12 protein-coding genes are annotated in these 16,961 nt (G+C 67.1%); 5 read left to right on the plus strand and 7 right to left on the minus strand.

The window, feature by feature from the left end; all coding sequences use genetic code 11:
• Positions 1-44 precede the first annotated feature (44 nt).
• The 6 genes from KHO41_RS26600 to KHO41_RS26625 all read right to left on the minus strand — a co-directional run bounded on the left by KHO41_RS26600 (position 45) and on the right by KHO41_RS26625 (position 10,350).
• On the minus strand, positions 45-5,918 hold the full coding sequence (locus KHO41_RS26600) for a hybrid sensor histidine kinase/response regulator (protein WP_244874038.1): 5,874 nt from the start codon (positions 5,916-5,918) through the stop codon (positions 45-47).
• A gap of 144 nt (positions 5,919-6,062) precedes the next feature.
• Positions 6,063-8,264 carry a methyl-accepting chemotaxis protein gene (locus KHO41_RS26605; protein ID WP_211956244.1) on the minus strand — a complete coding sequence of 734 codons (2,202 nt, stop codon included), beginning with the start codon at positions 8,262-8,264 and terminating at the stop codon, positions 6,063-6,065.
• A 114-nt stretch (positions 8,265-8,378) separates the two neighbouring features.
• Positions 8,379-8,927 carry a chemotaxis protein CheW gene (locus tag KHO41_RS26610; RefSeq protein WP_211956245.1) on the minus strand — a complete coding sequence of 183 codons (549 nt, stop codon included), beginning with the start codon at positions 8,925-8,927 and terminating at the stop codon, positions 8,379-8,381.
• Between the two features lie 37 nt (positions 8,928-8,964).
• Positions 8,965-9,336 (minus strand): response regulator, encoded by a 372-nt coding sequence (locus KHO41_RS26615; protein WP_011298771.1) that lies wholly within the window; start codon positions 9,334-9,336, stop codon positions 8,965-8,967.
• Positions 9,337-9,358: 22 nt separating this feature from the next.
• Positions 9,359-9,841 carry a response regulator gene (locus KHO41_RS26620; RefSeq protein WP_244874039.1) on the minus strand — a complete coding sequence of 161 codons (483 nt, stop codon included), beginning with the start codon at positions 9,839-9,841 and terminating at the stop codon, positions 9,359-9,361.
• A 338-nt stretch (positions 9,842-10,179) separates the two neighbouring features.
• Positions 10,180-10,350: a rubredoxin gene (locus KHO41_RS26625; protein WP_011298773.1), complete on the minus strand. Its 171-nt coding sequence runs from the start codon at positions 10,348-10,350 to the stop codon at positions 10,180-10,182.
• 235 nt (positions 10,351-10,585) lie between these two features.
• Between KHO41_RS26625 and hemL the strand changes: the two genes are divergently transcribed.
• From hemL to KHO41_RS26645, 4 genes are all read left to right on the plus strand, one after another.
• Complete coding sequence (gene hemL, locus KHO41_RS26630) at positions 10,586-11,875, plus strand: glutamate-1-semialdehyde 2,1-aminomutase (RefSeq protein WP_211956246.1); 1,290 nt, start codon at positions 10,586-10,588, stop codon at positions 11,873-11,875.
• Between the two features lie 70 nt (positions 11,876-11,945).
• Positions 11,946-12,572, plus strand: a complete 627-nt coding sequence (locus KHO41_RS26635) for a LemA family protein (RefSeq protein WP_211956247.1) — start codon at positions 11,946-11,948, stop codon at positions 12,570-12,572.
• 73 nt (positions 12,573-12,645) lie between these two features.
• On the plus strand, positions 12,646-13,455 hold the full coding sequence (locus tag KHO41_RS26640; RefSeq protein WP_211956279.1) for a TPM domain-containing protein: 810 nt from the start codon (positions 12,646-12,648) through the stop codon (positions 13,453-13,455).
• A 12-nt stretch (positions 13,456-13,467) separates the two neighbouring features.
• A complete protein-coding gene (locus tag KHO41_RS26645) occupies positions 13,468-13,971 on the plus strand; it encodes a TPM domain-containing protein (protein ID WP_211956248.1) in 504 nt (167 codons plus the stop codon).
• Between the two features lie 48 nt (positions 13,972-14,019).
• On the opposite strand, the gene KHO41_RS26650 is transcribed toward KHO41_RS26645, so the two are convergent.
• The gene (locus KHO41_RS26650) at positions 14,020-15,279 is read right to left on the minus strand and encodes an MFS transporter (RefSeq protein ID WP_211956280.1); all 1,260 of its coding nucleotides are present in this window, start codon (positions 15,277-15,279) and stop codon (positions 14,020-14,022) included.
• 77 nt (positions 15,280-15,356) lie between these two features.
• Between KHO41_RS26650 and KHO41_RS26655 the strand changes: the two genes are divergently transcribed.
• The gene (locus tag KHO41_RS26655) at positions 15,357-16,286 is read left to right on the plus strand and encodes a LysR substrate-binding domain-containing protein (RefSeq protein WP_211956249.1); all 930 of its coding nucleotides are present in this window, start codon (positions 15,357-15,359) and stop codon (positions 16,284-16,286) included.
• Positions 16,287-16,961: the final 675 nt, after the last annotated feature.

Genomic DNA, 16,961 nt, shown 5'->3' on the forward strand with positions numbered 1-16,961 from the left:
CATGACGGCGGCCCTCTCTGCTTTCTGCACGTTCGCAAACGGCTTCAGGGTTCCGGCTGGTCCCCCAGCATCTGCGCAACCGAGCCTGCAACACCGGCAGCGCGCGCACCAATCAGCCGCTGCAGCGTGCCGAGCAACTCATCCTCGTTGTAGGGCTTGCCGAGGTAGACGTCCACGCCGATCTCCTGCGCATAGCGGCGGTGCTTCTCCGCCGTGCGCGAGGTGATCATCACGAGCGGCATATGCGCCGTGCGGCTGTCGGCCCGCACGTTGCGCGTCAGGTCGAAGCCATCCATGTGCGGCATTTCGATGTCCACGAGCATCGCGTCCGGCATCACATCCTGCAGTTGCTTGAGCGCGTCGACACCGTCGCGGGCGAGCAGCACCTCATAGCCGGCACGCGTGAGCAGGCGGTGCGCGGCCTTGCGCACGGTCAGCGAATCGTCCACGACCATTACCGTGGGCTGCATCACAAGGCCATGCACCGGGGTGGTGGCACCACTGCCGTCCAGTTCCGCCACGGCGCCGAGCGGCTGCGCGGCCTCCGGCTGTGCCGCGGCCGGCGCCGCTTCGCCGCGCACGCGCTCGAAGCGCTGCGCGAGCACCACGGGGTTGTAGATCAGCACGATCTCGCCATCGCCCATCGTGGTCGCGCCGGCAATGCCCTCCAGGCGCGCGAGGTGCGGGCCGATGTGCTTGACCACCACTTCGCGGTTGCCCACCACTTCGTCCACGTGCACCGCCACGCGTTCGGTGCCGCTGCGTACGATCACCACCGGCGAGTACTTGCGGCCGGACGGGCTCGCCGCGTTTTCCTCGAGCAAGGCGCCGAAGTAGTAGAACGGCACGTCGTGGCCCGCCACGGCGATGTGCCCCTGGTTGTAGGCGTCGAGCAGGGCCTGCGTACGAAGCTGCTGGACCTGGTCGATCATGCCGCTCGGCATGGCATACATGCGGCCGCCGAGTATCACGACCAGCACCTGTGTGATGGCCGTGGTCAGCGGCAGGTGCACCGTGAACGTGGTGCCGCGGCCTGCCGTGGTCGACAGCGTGATGCGGCCGCCGAGCGCGACGGTTTCCGCGCGCACCACGTCCATGCCGACGCCGCGGCCAGCGAGTTCCGAGACCGCATCGGCTGTCGAGAACCCTGGCGTAAAGATCATCTCGGTCAGGCGCGCCTCGCTCGCGTCATCGTCGTGCGCGAGCAGGTTGCGCTCCACAGCGCGCGCGCGAATGCGTGCAAGGTCCAGCCCCGCGCCGTCGTCGACGAAATGCAGCACGACCTCATTGCCTTCCTGCTGCACTTCCAGCGTCAGCGAGCCGGCTGCCGGCTTGCCCGCCGCGCGGCGGCTCTCCGACTTCTCGATGCCATGCACCACGGCATTGCGGATCAGGTGCTCGATCGGGCCGGCCATGCGGTCCAGCACCGAACGGTCGATTTCCACCGTACCGCCCTGGATCAGCAGGCGGACTTCCTTGCCGGTCTCGGCGGCGGCCTGGCGTGCGACGCGGTAGAGCCGTTCGGCGAGCGCGTCGAACTGCACCATGCGCGCCTGCATCAGCCCCCGCTGCAGACCGCGCGTGAGGCGCGCCTGCGCGGCGAGATCGCCGGCGGTGCGGTCGAAGCCGCGGTGCAGGTTTTGCTCCACGGTCGCCACGTCGTTGACCGACTCGGCCATCATCCGCGTCAGTTCCTGGAAGCGCGTGAAGCGGTCGAACTCGAGCGGGTCGAAATCCTGCTTTTGCTGGGCATCGGCAATGCGCGAGGCCATCTGCGATTCGGCCTGGATTTCGATCTCGCGCAACTGGCCACGCAAACGCGCGACGTTGTCGTTCAGTTCGCCAAGGTACGAACGCATGGAATCGAGTTCGCTCTCCAGACGCGCGCGCGTGGCGCCGACTTCGCCGGCCTCGTTGATCAGCGTGTCGAGCGCGCGCGCCTGCACGCGCACCAGCGCACGCTGGCGCTCGGTGGCATCCGAAGGCTGTACTGCAGTGCCCGCAGGAGCGCCGACAGCTGGCACCGGCAGCGCCGTGCCAGCGCTCTCGGACTTCGGCGGAGCGACGCTCGCCATCACCGGTGTCACCGGCTGCTCGGATTGGCCGATCCCGTTGATGAGATCGGCATCGTCCGGCACCAGCAGGCGCCCGGCCTGCAGCGCCTCCACGTGCATCAGGATGCGGTCGTACCACGCATACAGGCGCCCGAACAGCTGCGGGCCAACGCGTTGCGCGCGCAGGCTGGCGTCGAGCAGCGTTTCCATTTCGTGCGCGGCCTGGCCCAGCGCCATCGCGCCGGCCATGCGCGCACTGCCCTTGAGCGTATGCAGCGCACGCAGTACCAGACCACCTTGCCGGGCGTCTTCGGGCGCGGCTTCCCATGTGCGCACCAGCCGGCCGAGTTCGGGCAGGCTGCCGTGCGCCTCTTCCAGGAAGATCTCGACCAGGGCCGCATCGAGTTCGGCGGCATCCGACTGCATCACCGCCTGCGGCAGCGGCCGCGCCGGTGTCGGCAGCGGGATCACCACAGCGTCATGCGTGCTCGGTGCCGGTGTCGGTGGCGGCGAAGGCGGCGCGGTTTCAGGCGCTGCGGGCACGGCTTGCACGACCGGTTCAGACACGGGCTGATCGGGCACGGGGAGATCAGGCACCACCGCGGCGGGCGGCATCTGGCCGAACAGGCTCGCCACCGAAGCATCGGGCTCGGCCGGCGCCTGCGGCGCCGGCACCAGCACGCGCGGGCGCAGCAGCGCACGTTCGCCGAACTCGGTCAGACTGCGGTGCAGGCCCGCATCCGCTTCCGGCCAGATGCCTGCGGCGAACTGGTGGAGCATGCCGCGCAGCCGTTCGACCGCCTGCTCCAGCAGGCGGAAATCGCCAGGGTGCATGGCGACGGGATGGGAGCCGAGCTGCAGCAGCAGGTGTTCGAGCGCTTCGGCAATCACGCGCACGGGCTCCAGGCCGACCGTCGACGCACTGCCCTGCAGCGTGTGCGCGACGCGCAGCGCCAGCTCGCTCGGGCACGGATGGTTCTCGTGGCGCCACTCGGAGATGTCGGTGGCGAACTGGCGCAGGAGGTCGTCGGCCTCCTGCAGGTAGACGTTGTAGAGCGGCAGGCCGATCCGGATCGGCCCGATCACCTTGAAGTTGTCGTCCGCGTCCGACAACGCGCCAGACAGGCGGAATGGAATGACGTTGCCGTCCTCCGACGCCGCAGCTTGCGCTTGCGCGTCCGTATCGGTCGGCTCGGCAGCCTGGACATCCGGCGCCGGCGTCTGGTCGGTGACGGCATGATCCGGTTCCGCCACCGCCGCGGTGGCATCCGCTTCCGGCTGAGGATCCCGCACCGCCTCGGCCGCGGTGACCAGCGGCACGATGTCATGCGCGGCGCCGGCATCGCGATGCAGCAGTGCCACCCAGGCGGACAACTCCGCATGCGCGCGGCGCAGCAGGTTCAACAGGGCCGGCACGGGTGTGCGCGCCTCGGCGATCCACAGGTTCATCACCTGCTCCACGGCCCACGCGGCCTCGCCATAGCGGTGCAGGCCGACCATGCGGCTCGAACCCTTGAGCGTATGGAATGCACGGCGAATCCTGCTGAGCGTGTCGGCATCGCCAAGTGCTTCCAGCCCCGAACTAAGATCACCGGCGATGCCACCCAGGACTTCGTCGGCCTCGTTCAGGAAGATGTCGAACAGCTCGGCGTCCAGCGCCGCACTGTCGTCGGCCGCAGGCGCGGCTTCCGACGCCTGTACGGCAACCGGCATCGGCTCGGCCAATGCCGCGATCAGCCGTTCGCCGGAAGTGTCGCTGCCCGCCAGCCACGCATTGAGCTGCGTGCTGGCCTCCGCGGCCTGGCGGCGCAACACGGCGTTATCGTCAATGGCAGCCTGGTCCGCCAGTGTCTGCAGCGCAGCGCGCAACCGCTGGACCGGCGGCGTTTCGGCCGTGGCCTCGGTGCGAATGGCTTCGCTGGCTGCCGCACGCGCAACCGCCAGGGGATCGCTGCTGACGGGCGCCGCCTGACGCAAGGCCACACCCTCGTCGAGATCGATATCTCCGCCATCGTGGCGATTGCGGCCGAGTTCCAGCGCATCGATGAACGCGTGCACCGAACCCAGCGTGGTGGCAATCGCGGCCAGGCATTCGCCGCGCGCGGTCTCGCCAGCGTCGGCGCCGAGCGTCGCGGCTTGCCGCACGGCTTCCTGCACGGCCTCGCTGGCGTGCTGGGCATCGTCGCTGAGCGTGTCGGGCAAGGCGTCGGTGTGCTGCAGCGCGTCCAGCGTGGTCCGCAGTGCCTCGAACGCCTGCACGGCCTCGGCCAGGTTGTTGCCGGCGTCGGGCCGCGCCGCATTGCGGTCGTAGGTATCGAGCCACGATTCGCCACCGTCAAGCTGGGAGCGCAGTTGCGCGACGGCCTGCACCCGCGCAGCCTGCGCGCGGGCTTCGTCGGCCATGCGCGCGAGCCATGCGGGCGCGGCAGCGGCAGGGTCGGCCAGGCATTGCGCGAGTTCCTCGCAGCGCGCGGCAAACACCGCTGCCGCCGCGTTGGGGCTCATGCCATGCACGCGCCACGGCAAGGCCAGCGCGCGCGACAGGAACAGCGCGATGCCGCTGGCACCGAGCGCCTCGTTGCGATCATGCGCCGCGGCAGCCCTCAATGCCGCCTGCGACAGGCACAGCTGCAACGCGGGCTGCGCGAGCGGTTGCGCGGCCTCGGCCAGCGCCGCCAGCGCGATTTCCCAACCAGCCGTATCGCCTTCCGCGGCCCGCTCAAGACCTGCGGCGGCCTGTTGAAGGTTTCGGGTATCGATCGGATCGAGCCAGCCGTAGTAGCGCAGATGGTAGTCGGCACCCCGCATGGCATGCGCGCGGTCGAGGCGGAACGCCTGCAGGGTGCGCGCGATATCGGCACGCAGCGACTGGATGGCAGCGTCGTCTGCGCCGTGCAGCGGCTGTCCGCCATCATCCTGCGCCGTTGACACCAACAGGAAGACGGCGTCGTTGAGCAGAGACTGCGGCACGCGTACCTGGCCCTGCTGGTACTGGCGCAGCAGCAGGTGCGTGCGGCCGGCAAAGCGCTTGGCCAGCAGGTCGGACAGCAGCAGCCCGTGGGCGAATGCGCGGAACGCCAGCGACAGCACATGCCAGACGCCACGGTCCGGGTGATCGGTCGCGCGGCGCGCCTCCTGCTCGCTGGCGCGGACTTCGTCCAGCGCTTCCTGCAACGGCAGGTAGGCCTCGCGCAGGCGCGCGGATTCGGTGCACGGCACCGGCAGGCGCAGTGCCTTGAGCAGCGCCGCTTCGTAGCGCTGGCGCGCACGCGTCACGGCCGATGCATTGCGCGTCGGCAGCAAAATGCCGGGCAGCATCTGCAGCTCGTCGAGCCACAGGTCGGCCGGATGCACGCGCTCGTCGCCGAGCAGCTCCAGGATCTCGGCATACGGGCGGAACAGCCGCAACGGGTCCTGTTCATCGCCCGCCATCAGGTCATCGACGTATTCGGCCAGCGCCTGCACGCCCGCTCGGAACACGGCGAGTGTTCCAGCGTTTGCGACTACGCCGCCGCCATCGAGGCCTTCGATCAGGCGGCGCAGCGCCTGGCAGTACGGATCGACCCCGCGCAAGCCCACGATATGCACCGCGCCGGCGGCCTGGTGCAGTTGCTGCCCGGCCAGGCGCAGCGACGTGGTATCGCGCGCGCCCAGTGCCTCGGGCGCCTGCTGGACTTCATCGACGTAGTGGGACAGCTCGGTCGCGGCGTCATCGAGCGCCGCGCGCAGGCTCGGCACCACCCATGCCAGCACGGACAGGTCGCGCGAGGCCGATGAGGCCGACAGGGCCATTGCGTCCGGTTCGGGCGCATCCGTCATCGGCAACTCGGCGGGATCACGCGAAAAGGGAGAATTCAAAGACATCACGGCTTCCATTGCGGCCTTTGCGCGCGGGTCGGGGCTGTCCCGGCGCGGCGCGCGCCAGGATCGTCATTCGCACCGGGGCTGCCTGATGGCCGGCATGCCCGATACCGGCGTGCTGGCGGGAAACCCCGTGCCTGTTCATGGTCAGGCGATCTTGAACCGCGACACGGAGTTGCGCAGCTCTTCGGTCAGCTGCGTCAGATCGCGCACCGAATTCGCCGTCTGACGCGTACCGGCGGTGGTCTGCTCGGTCGCCTGCAGAATGCGCTCGATGTGGCGGGCCACGCCGCCGGCGAGATCCGCTTCGTGCGAGGTGGAGCGCGAGATCTGTTCGATCAGCTCGGCAAGCTGGCGCGACACGCGGCCGATCTCCTGCAGTGCGGCGCCGGCATTGTCCGACAGGCGCGCCCCTTCGACCACGCCCTGCGTGCTGCGCTCCATCGCGTGCACGGCATCCTGCGTGTCGGTCTGGATGGTACGGATCAGCGCGCCGATCTGCTTGGTTGCCTCGCCGGAGCGTTCAGCCAGACGCTGCACTTCCTCAGCCACCACCGTGAAGCCGCGACCGGCTTCACCAGCCGATGCGGCCTGGATGGCGGCGTTGAGTGCCAGCACGTTGGTCTGTTCGGTAATGTCCGAGATCAGCTCGACGATTTCACCGATCTCCTGCGACGACTCGCCCAGGCGCTTGATACGCTTGGACGTTTCCTGGATCTGCTCGCGGATGTCGTTCATGCCCGCGATCGCGTTCTGCACCGCCTGCTGCCCTTGCTCCGCAGCGGTCAGCGAGGCACGCGCCACGTTGGCCGACTCCGCCGCGCCGCGCGACACCTGCGTGATGCGGTCGGCCATGTCCACCACGGACTCGCCGGTCTGGCGGATCTGGCGCGACTGCTCCTCGGTCGTCGAGGCAAGCTGGTTGGAGGTGGCCTGCACCTGTCCCGATGCCAGCGTCACCTCCCCTGCGGTCTGCTGCACGCGGCCCACCAGTTCGCGCAGTTCTTCCACCGTGTAGTTCACCGAGTCGGCAATGGCGCCGGTGATGTCCTCGGTCACGGTCGCCTGGCGCGTCAGGTCACCATCGGCGATGTCCTGCAGTTCGTTCATCAGCTGCAGAATAGCCTTCTGCGTGGTGTCGTTGTTGCGCTTTTCTTCCAGGCGGCGGCCTTCGGCTTCACGTTCACGCGCTTCGGCTTCGACCGCGCGCAGGCGCGAATCGCGCAGGTACAGCGCGGCCAGGCCGGCCAGGCAGAGCAGCGTCGCCAGCGACGACACCAGCATCGCCCCCAGCGTCACCGGCCGGAAGCGCGCGCCCTCGGCGTAGGACTTCTGCAGCGCCGACAGCTCGCCGCGCAGGCCTTCGTTGTCGTTGAAGATCTGCTGCTGCGCGCGCTTGGCGGCGATCAGGCCAGGCAGGTTCTGCAGGATCGTCTGGGTGGTCTTCTGCACCGCGTCGAAGCGCTGCGACAGCTGCTGCAGGTAGCCGCGCGTTTCGGCATCGGTGGCGGCGTTCAGCCGCAGCGCCTCGCTGCCGTTGAGCAGGCCGTCCAGCGTCTCGCGGAAAGTGTTGGTGTCCTTGCCGAGCAGGAACGCGGTTTCGGGGTTCACGCCTTCGCCGGACAGGAACTCGTTCAGGTTCTTGCCCAGGCGCTGCGTCAGCATCACGAGCTGGGCGGACGCGGCCACCTCGCGCGCATTGGCGCCCGATTGCAGCTTGAGCGCGGCCACCTGTTCGGCGGCTTCGAGCAGTTCGGGGTTGGACGCGTTGAAGACCTGCAGCGTCTGGCCGATCGTGGTCAGCACCGCCTGCTGCGCGAGCACGTCGGCGGCGCTCTTCTCGCTGCGCTTCCACGAGCTGATCGCGGTTTCGAGCAGCGGCTGTGCCTCGCCCGTCGTGGCCCGCACGTGCTTGTCGTCGCTGCCGGCCTGCAGCGCCTGCAAGTCATCGGCCAGCGCCTCCTTGGACTGGCGCAGCTGCGTGAAGGCCTGCATATTGCCCAGCAGCGCCACCGGCGCGGCCTTGCCCAGGCGCTGCGAGTGCATCAGCATGTCGCCCGAGATTTCGATCTGCGCCGCAGCGTTGTTGGCGATGCGGTTATCCATGTACACGGAGCCAAGCAGCGCGACCAGCGACACGACCACGCCGATGGTCAGCGCACGCTGCTGCGAGGAGAACGGCATGCGCGACAGCAATGCCGACACGGCCTCCAGCGGGGTTCGGCCCAGCCCGTCCGCACGCGGTGCGCTACCCGCCGAGGGTGCCGCGCCGGCGCGGTCTCCCACCAGGCCGGCGGCCGCGTCGGCTGCCGGCTTCCGGCGTCCCAGGCTGATCTTCTTGAACCCCATAGCACCCTCTGTCCGTTGAATCGTTGTCTGGGGCGGCCTCGACACGGGCCGCCGCGTTGTCTGTTCTGTTGCCACGGGCACCGCGACCAACGGCGCCGGAAAATCCCTGCGGACTTATGCCGCCACGCGCCCCGCCTGAAGAAAAGCCGGCGCGTCGAGCAAGGCGCGCACGTCGAGCACCTGCCATGCGCGGCCATCGCTGTCGTCCAGGCGCCTGCCTTCCCAGGTCTCCACCGTCCCGGCTGCCTGCGCCGGCTCGCGCAGGTCCGCCGCGTGGCGCAAGCCGACCACGCGCGTGGCCAGGATGCCGCACGCGCGCTCGACCTGGCGCGACAGCACGACGATCTTGCTGCCAGGCTGCAGCGGCGTCGGCGCGTCGCCGCAAAACAATCCGAAATCGATCACGCCAAGCAGGCTGCCGCGCGCATTGACCAGGCCCGCGTACCACGGCTGCGTCAGCGGCACGCGGCTCGGATGGCGCATGTCGAGCACCTCGCCGGTCTGCGCGAGCGGCAGCAGCCAGCCGCGCTGGCCCACCTGGAGAGCCAGGTAGCTGTCTGCGGCAGGCACGTTGCGGGCCTCGCGCAGGCGCCTGGCCAGCATGGCCTGGTAGTCCTGCAGCCGAGTCTGGCGGGTGCGGAGGTCTTGGCGTGGCGCGTTCATATGGCGTCCCCGGCGGTGCTGGCGATAACTGGTGCGGTCAGTGAGACAGCGCTGCGATCTTGGTCAGCAATTCCTTGCTGTCGACCGGCTTGACGATGTAGTCCGACGCACCCTGGCGCATGCCCCAGATGCGGTCCGTGTCCAGGCCCTTGCTGGTGCACATGATCACGGGGATGTCCTTGAAGCGATCATCGCGCTTGATCGCGCGCGTAGCCTGGTAGCCGTTCTGGCCAGGCATGACCACATCCATCAGGATCAGGTCGAAGGCCTCGGCCTCGAGGCGCGCGAAGGCCTGGTCGCTGTTGCCCGCGACGGAGACTTTGAAGCCCTGCTTGCCGAGCAGGTCGGACATGAACAGGGCTTCCGTCGGCGAGTCATCGACGATAAGGATCTTGTTGATGGTTGTCATGAGTCAGTTCCTTGAATCCGGGTCATGCCGGCAGCGCATTGCCACTTGCATGGCCGGGCAGGCACGCCTGCACGGCCTGCAGCAGCGCATCGCGCGTGAACGGCTTGGCAAGGTGGTCCTGCGCGCCCACGAGCCGTCCGCGCGAACGGTCGAACACCCCATCGCGCGAGGACAGCATGATCACGGGAATGGCGTGGAAACGCGGACTTTTCTTGATCAGCGAACAGGTCTGATAGCCGTCGAGACGCGGCATCAGGATGTCGCAGAAGATGAGGTCGGGATGCATATCGCCGACCTTGGCGAGGGCTTCGAAACCGTCCTCCGCAAGCACGACCTGATAGCCCGCCTGCGACAGGAAGATCTCCGCCGTACGGCGGATGGTGCTGGAATCGTCGATCACCAGCACTTTGCGCGATGATGCCGGCGCGCACGCCGGCCCCTGGTCCGGCTGCGCGCTGGCGCCGGCATTGACCCGATGGTTTTCTTGTAGTTGAGCGACCCGCATGTTGTTCCCGCGACCAGCGTCTCCATGCGGAGCACCGGCAATCTCTTGAGAACACCCGCGCGAAACGGCTTGGCCTGACCTGGCCAGCCGCCCCGACGGAACCCCGATTTAATCTTCCCTACAAAGGACCGGTCAACTGACCGGCCAGAGGCGATGCGTGGAACCCGCACCTGCCATTCCGCCCTGCACCACCCCCGGATGGCGGGATGGACGGATATTGATTTGTGTCAGAGTGTGACAAGACGCCCGATGCACGTCAATCCGGAGCGTCCGGCACGGTCAGGCGAATTGTCGCGCCGGCGCGACGAACATCGTCACGCTGCCGGCGAGCAGCAGCGTCAGATCGCCACCATCTCGAAATCTTCCTTGCGGGCGCCGCATTCCGGACAGGTCCAGTTGATGGGCACGTCTTCCCATTTGGTCCCCGGGGCAATGCCGTCTTCCGGCGCGCCGGTGGCTTCGTCGTAGATCCAGCCGCAGATCAGGCACATCCAAGTCTTGTATTCCATAACAGGCTCTGGCGCTCTCCATTAAAATTCAGCGCAGATGGTACCGAATCGGCGCCGACGGCGCCAGCCGCTTAAGCCAGAATCGTGCCAAATCCGCCGTGTTCGCGCACGTTAGCGTACAAATACCGGACAAAAGCCGCGCTATTCCACCGATTTGCACCGCTTTGCCCACGCTTTGGACGCCAGTTCGCGCCCGCTTGAACGCGTTTCCCCCGAGTTTTCCACCAGGCAGACCATGTCCCGTAACCAGCAGCTCTTCGACCGTGCCCAGCAAACCATTCCCGGGGGCGTCAACTCGCCCGTGCGGGCCTTCCGCTCGGTGGGCGGCACGCCGCGCTTCATCACGCGTGCCGAAGGCGCATACATGTGGGATGCGGATGGCCAGCGCTATATCGACTACATCGGCTCCTGGGGCCCGATGATCGTCGGCCACGCCCACCCCGACGTGGTCCGCGCCGTGCAGGAGACCGCCGCGCACAGCTTCTCGTTCGGCGCCCCGACCGAGGCCGAGATCGACATGGCCGAGGAAATCTGCAAGCTGGTGCCGTCGATCGAACAGGTGCGCCTGGTGTCGTCGGGCACCGAGGCGACCATGAGCGCGCTGCGCCTGGCGCGCGGGTTCACCGGCCGCGACCTGATCATCAAGTTCGAAGGCTGCTACCACGGCCATGCCGACAGCCTGCTGGTCAAGGCCGGCTCGGGCCTGCTGACCTTTGCCGACACCACGCAGAACGCACCGTCGTCGGCCGGCGTGCCCGCAGACGTGACGCGCCACACCATGGTGCTCGAGTACAACAACGTCGCGCAGCTCGAAGAAGCGTTTGCCCAGCACCGCGGCGAGATCGCCGCCGTGATCGTGGAGGTGGTGGCCGGCAACATGAACCTCGTGCGCGCGAGCGACGCGTTCCTGAAAGCCATGCGCGAACTGTGCACCCGTGACGGCGCCGTGCTGATCTTTGACGAAGTCATGACCGGTTTCCGCGTGGCACTGGGCGGCGCGCAGTCCCACTACGGCATCACGCCCGACATGACCTGCCTGGGCAAGGTCATCGGCGGCGGCATGCCGGCGGCGGCCTTTGGCGGCCGGCGCGACATCATGGCGAAGCTCGCCCCGCTGGGTGGCGTGTACCAGGCGGGCACCCTGTCGGGCAATCCGCTGGCCGTGGCGGCCGGCCTGACCACGCTGCGGCTGATCCAGGCACCGGGCTTCTACGACAAGCTCGCCGCGCAAACCCGCAAGCTGGCCGACGGCCTGAGCGAAGCCGCCCGCGCCGCCGGCGTGCCGTTCGCCGCCGATGCCATCGGCGGCATGTTCGGCATCTACTTCCGCGACGGCGTGCCGGGCAGCTTTGCCGAGGTCACCAAGAGCGACACCGCGCGCTTCAACCGCTTCTTCCATGCCATGCTCGACAACGGCGTGTACCTGGCGCCGTCGGCATTCGAGGCCGGCTTTGTCTCGGCCTGCCATGACGACGCCATCCTGCAGGCCACGCTGGACGCCGCGCGCAAGGCCTTCGCGGCCTGACCGGAGCCAAAGCAGGGACGGCACGCGCCGTGCGCTACACTTGAGATTCGCCTCAACCCGGGAGCCCACGATGCGCGCCTCACTGCCCCTGTCCTCCACCCCGACCCGCTCCGCCGGCTGGCTCCGCTGGCTGTTGCTGGCCTGCCTGGCCAGCCTGCTGTCGGCCTGCGGCTACAACGACTTCCAGTCCAAGGACGAGGCGGTCAAGGCAGCCTGGGGCGAGGTCGTCAACCAGTACCAGCGGCGTGCCGACCTGATCCCGAACCTCGTCAACACCGTCAAGGGCTACGCCACGCACGAGCGCGAGACGCTCGAGGCCGTGACCAAGGCACGTGCCGCCGCCACCAGCATCCAGGTCTCGCCTGAGACCCTCAAAGACCCGGAAGCCTTCAAGCGCTTCCAGCAGGCGCAGGGCGAGCTGTCCGGCGCGCTGTCGCGCCTGCTGGCGGTATCGGAGAACTACCCCCAACTCAAGGCCGATGCCTCGTTCCGCGACCTGCAATCGCAGCTCGAAGGCACGGAGAACCGCATCACGGTGGCGCGCCAGCGCTACATCGCGGCGGTGCGCGACTACAACGTGCTCGCGCGCAGCTTCCCGACCAACCTGACGGCCATGGTATTCAAGTACGAGGTCAAGCCTTCGTTCGCGGTGGAAAACGAGAAGGCAATCTCCACGCCGCCGGCCGTGAAGTTCTGACAGCAGGACACGCACCGTGGGCACACTGACCGCCCTGCCCGCTCTCCGTTGCTGGCGCCGCTGGCTGGCCGCCATGCTGTGGCTGGTCAGCGTGCTCGCCATGCCGGCGCTGGCGGCCAATGACGGCTTCGTGCCCGTTCCGCCGCTGACCCAGCGCGTCACGGACCTGACCAACACCCTCTCCGCCACCCAGCGCACCGCGCTGGAAAACGTGCTGGCCGAATATGAGCAGCAGCGCGGCAGCCAGATCTTCGTGCTGATGCTGCCGACCACCGAGCCCGAAACCATCGACGCCTACAGCATCCGCGTGGCTGACGCGTGGCGTGCCGGCCGCAAGGGTATCGACGACGGCGTGATCGTGCTGATCGCCAAGGACAACCCGCCCGGCCTGCGCAAGATGCGGCTCGAAGTCGGGCGCGGCGTGCAGGGGTCGCTGACCGATGCCATGTCCAAGCGCATCCTGCAGGATGTGATGGCGCCGCACTTCCGCCAGAACGACTTCTACGGCGGGCTGGCGGCCGGCATCTCGGCGATCCAGGCGACCATCGACAAGGAAGGCCTGGCCGGGCCACAGCCGCGCAAGCAGGAGACATCGTTCTGGTCGGACTGGCTGCCGGTACTGTTCCCGCTGGCCATCATCCTGTTCTTCTTCCTGACCGCCGCCACGCGCCGCCGCGGCCCGCAGATCGTCACCACACCGCGTGGCCGCGACGTCATTGCCGGTGGACTAGGAGGCCTCGGCGGCTACGGCATGGGCAGCGACTGGGGCCGCCGCGGCGGCTTCGGCGGCGGCGGTGATTTTGGCGGCGGCGACTCGGGCGGCGGCTTCAGTGGCGGGGGCGGCGGCGGCTTCGACGGAGGCGGCGCCTCCGGCAACTGGTAAGGAGACCCGGCCATGCCATCGCTGCGACGCGCGCTGCGCCACCTCGGCACCACCACCGGCACCGCCCGACGCCATTTCCCAGCTGAGGCGCAACAGCAGCTTCATGACGCCGTTCACACAGGTGAATCACGCCACCGGGGCGAGATCCGGGTGGTGATCGAGGCGAGCCTGCCGGTTGGCCATGCGTGGGGTGGTACCACGCCGCGGGCAAGGGCGCGGGCTTTGTTTGGGGCGTTGGAGGTGTGGAATACCGAGGACCATACCGGGGTGCTGCTGTATATCAATCTGGCTGACCATGCGGTGGAGCTGCTGGCGGATCGGGGGATTGATGCGCGGGTGGGAGCTAAGACCTGGCGGGTTATCTGCGATGAACTGGCTCATGGGCTGGCGCAGGATCTGTCTGTCCAACCTGTGCTCAAGGCGGTTGGACAGATTCATGACCTGTTGGCTACCCACTTTCCGGCTGGGGATGGGCCGAACCGCAATGAGTTGGAGGATCGGCCGATTGTGCTTTGATCGCTCTCTCAATCCACCTCGTTCCACCTCATCCCGCCTCATCCCGCCTCATTCCGACCGACGCTTGCCCATCAGGTACCACAGTGCTGCCAGCGCCTGCAGCGCCACGAGCCCTGACCATGCCGAGAGGTGGGCATTCGCGGGATACCGGCCATCTGTAGTCGGCCACAGATCCAATACCTGGCCAATCCCAACCTGGCAAAGGAATGTGGCCAGAAACACGGTAAGCGTCATGGCTGTCGTTGCACGGCCCATCAGTGCATCCGGGAAACTGCGCGCCAGAACGGCATAGGTCAGGATGCCGCTCGAGCCAAACACGCCATAGGCCGCCCACAGCAGCACCGGCGGCAGCGGCACCTGGACCATGATCAACACCTGGATCACGATAAAGCCCATCATGCCAGCGCCGGCAAAGGCCTTCAGGCTTACGCCGAGCCTCTCCAGGTGACGTGCGGCCCAGCCCGACCCTACGCAGCCCGCCATCATCGCCAGACCGATGACTGACACCAGTCGCGCGCTCTGGTCAGGCGCAAAGCCCGACACATCGCGCATAAAAGCACCCACCCACAGCGTTTGCACGGCAAGGAACACGCCCTGGTTGAGCAAGGTCAGGGGCACCACGCGCCAGAAGCGCTCGCTGCCAAGGATTTGACGCGTGCCGCGAAGTTGCTCGGCCAGGGTTTCCCGCCCCGGTCTGGCCTTGTCCGGCACGCCAAACCAAAGCAAGGCGGCCATGGCCAGCGATACGAAGGCCAAGCCGGCACTGACAGAACGCCAGTCCGTCCAGGACAACAGCCACGCCAGCGGCGATCCCACCACCACTGCACCCAGTCCGCCAATGGCCATGACAAGGCCGTTGAGCAAGGGCATACGCGACAAAGGAAACCACATCGACAGCGCCTGGATGGCCGCCCCCAGGCAAACCGATACACCGACACCGATCAACAGCCGCCCTGCAGCGAGTCCCGCCATACCGGGCGCCAGCGCAAATACCATGGATCCGGCTACCGCAGCCAGAAGCATCACGGCCTCGGTCTTGCGGGGTCCATATCGATCCAGCAGGATGCCGGCTGGCAACTGCGCAGCGGCAAACCCGAGGAAATAAAAGCTGGTGAGCAGGCCGAGGTCACCGGCGCTCAAGCCCAATTCACGGGTCAAGTGCGGCGCGAAGCCCAGATTGACACCACGGAATACATAAGAAACCAGAAAGCCCAGCGAAAAAACCGCCAGAACCCGCCAGCGGGCATCTGTAGCGGGACCGTGTTCCGGGCGGGCCATTGAAGATCGGGTAGCAGCAGAGGTCGTCATGCCGTCATTGTCCTCACCTGCATGGTGCAACGCCAACGAAAGATACGGTCGGCAATTGTGAGTAGAATTTGACGGCCATGGCCCGCAAACCTTCCGACCGCCCTGTTCACATTCCTCCACTGCAAGCGCTGCGTGCACTCGAAGCCGCCGCGCGCCATCGCAGCTTCTCGCGTGCCGCCCAGGAACTTGCACTGACTCACAGCGCCATCAGCCATCACATGCGGGCGCTCGAGGACAAGCTCGGCACCAAACTATTTCAGCGCACCGGCAGCCAGATGGCACCCACCAGTGTCGGTGCACGGCTGGCCGAGCAAATCCGTGCCGCGCTGGACGACATCGAAGGCGCGCTGCGCGAAGCCAGCAGTGCCGCCGGGCCACCTGTCGTACGCCTGCAGGTCAGTGTCATGGCGGACCTCGCCAATGCCTGGCTGATCCGGCGCCTGCCAGCACTCCATACCCTGGCGCCGCAACTGGACCTGCACCTGCGGCTACACGCCGAGATCAACCCACCCGATCCTTACAGCGTGGACGTCGGCATCTGGCACCAGCGCATCGACCTGCCCGGCTTCGCGTGCCATAACCTGATCGAGGATCACGTGGTTGCCGTGGCCAGCCCTTCCCTGTTGGCCCAGTATCCGGACTTCACCCTGGCCGACATACCGCGCATGCCGATGCTGCGTTTCGCCCTGCGGCCGTGGAGGGACTGGCTGGAAAGTGCAGGCCTGCCGGGCGACGAGCCGGAGCGAGGTCCCATCTTTCAGGATGCCGGCCTGATGCTCCAATCGGCGGTGGCGGGACTTGGGGTGGCCACAGCACGCCTGCAACTCGCACATGACTACATTGCGAACGGACAGCTGATCCAGCTCGGCGACGTGCGAATACCGTCCAGCCTCCACTATTGGGTGACCTGGCGCGAAGGCAATCCTCGCGAAAAGGCTATTCAACAGTTCCACGCGTGGCTGCAAGGGGAAGTTGCCGCGTCAGAACTGGCCTCGCGCCCTCATTGAACTGAGGCCATTCCGCTTAAGCGGTTACAAGACTGAAACCTTTTGGCTTCCACCGGGTGTACGCACCGCCACGCACCTGGCCTCATCCTTCAAGACGAGAAGCGAGTGTTCTGGCGCACATTCCACCTCATCCTCGCGAGCTCCCTATCCACCATACGCAGTTCCGGCCTCGTCCAATCTCGCGATTCGCAAACCCCGTACTTCGGTGTCGGCTATGCCTTGCGCACGCCAGGCTGGCAAAAGTGTGGCAAAAGGTGTTTCACAACTGCAACCTTTTGGCAGATCGCGGATACCCCTAATCAGATTGGATTATTTGTTTCGTCTGCTGCACAAAATTGCAGTTTTTACCTGCTTCCAGCATCACATTGACGGTTTTGAGCGTTCGTCGGGCCACAAACCGCGCTCACGCCGAGTCGTAACTGTCCAGACACATCTGGTTACACAGTACCGCCTGCGACACACGACCTCCAATTCCCCTCCTTAAGAATCAGGCACTTAGCTGCTGTGGCACGTTCGTCGCTCCTATGCCAGCAAAGCAAAACGACGGACGGGCCTGACAGCAGCATCGGAAGACCGCCCGGACTCAACGCAAACGAAGGGCTGCCATGACGGCCCTCGAGGGGAAATAAGACATCGGGACCGGCGCAAGTTCGCGCCCTTCTCCGCGGGACCGGC

The organism is Cupriavidus numazuensis, from assembly GCF_905397435.1.
In the GTDB taxonomy this organism is placed as follows: Bacteria; Pseudomonadota; Gammaproteobacteria; order Burkholderiales; family Burkholderiaceae; genus Cupriavidus; species Cupriavidus numazuensis.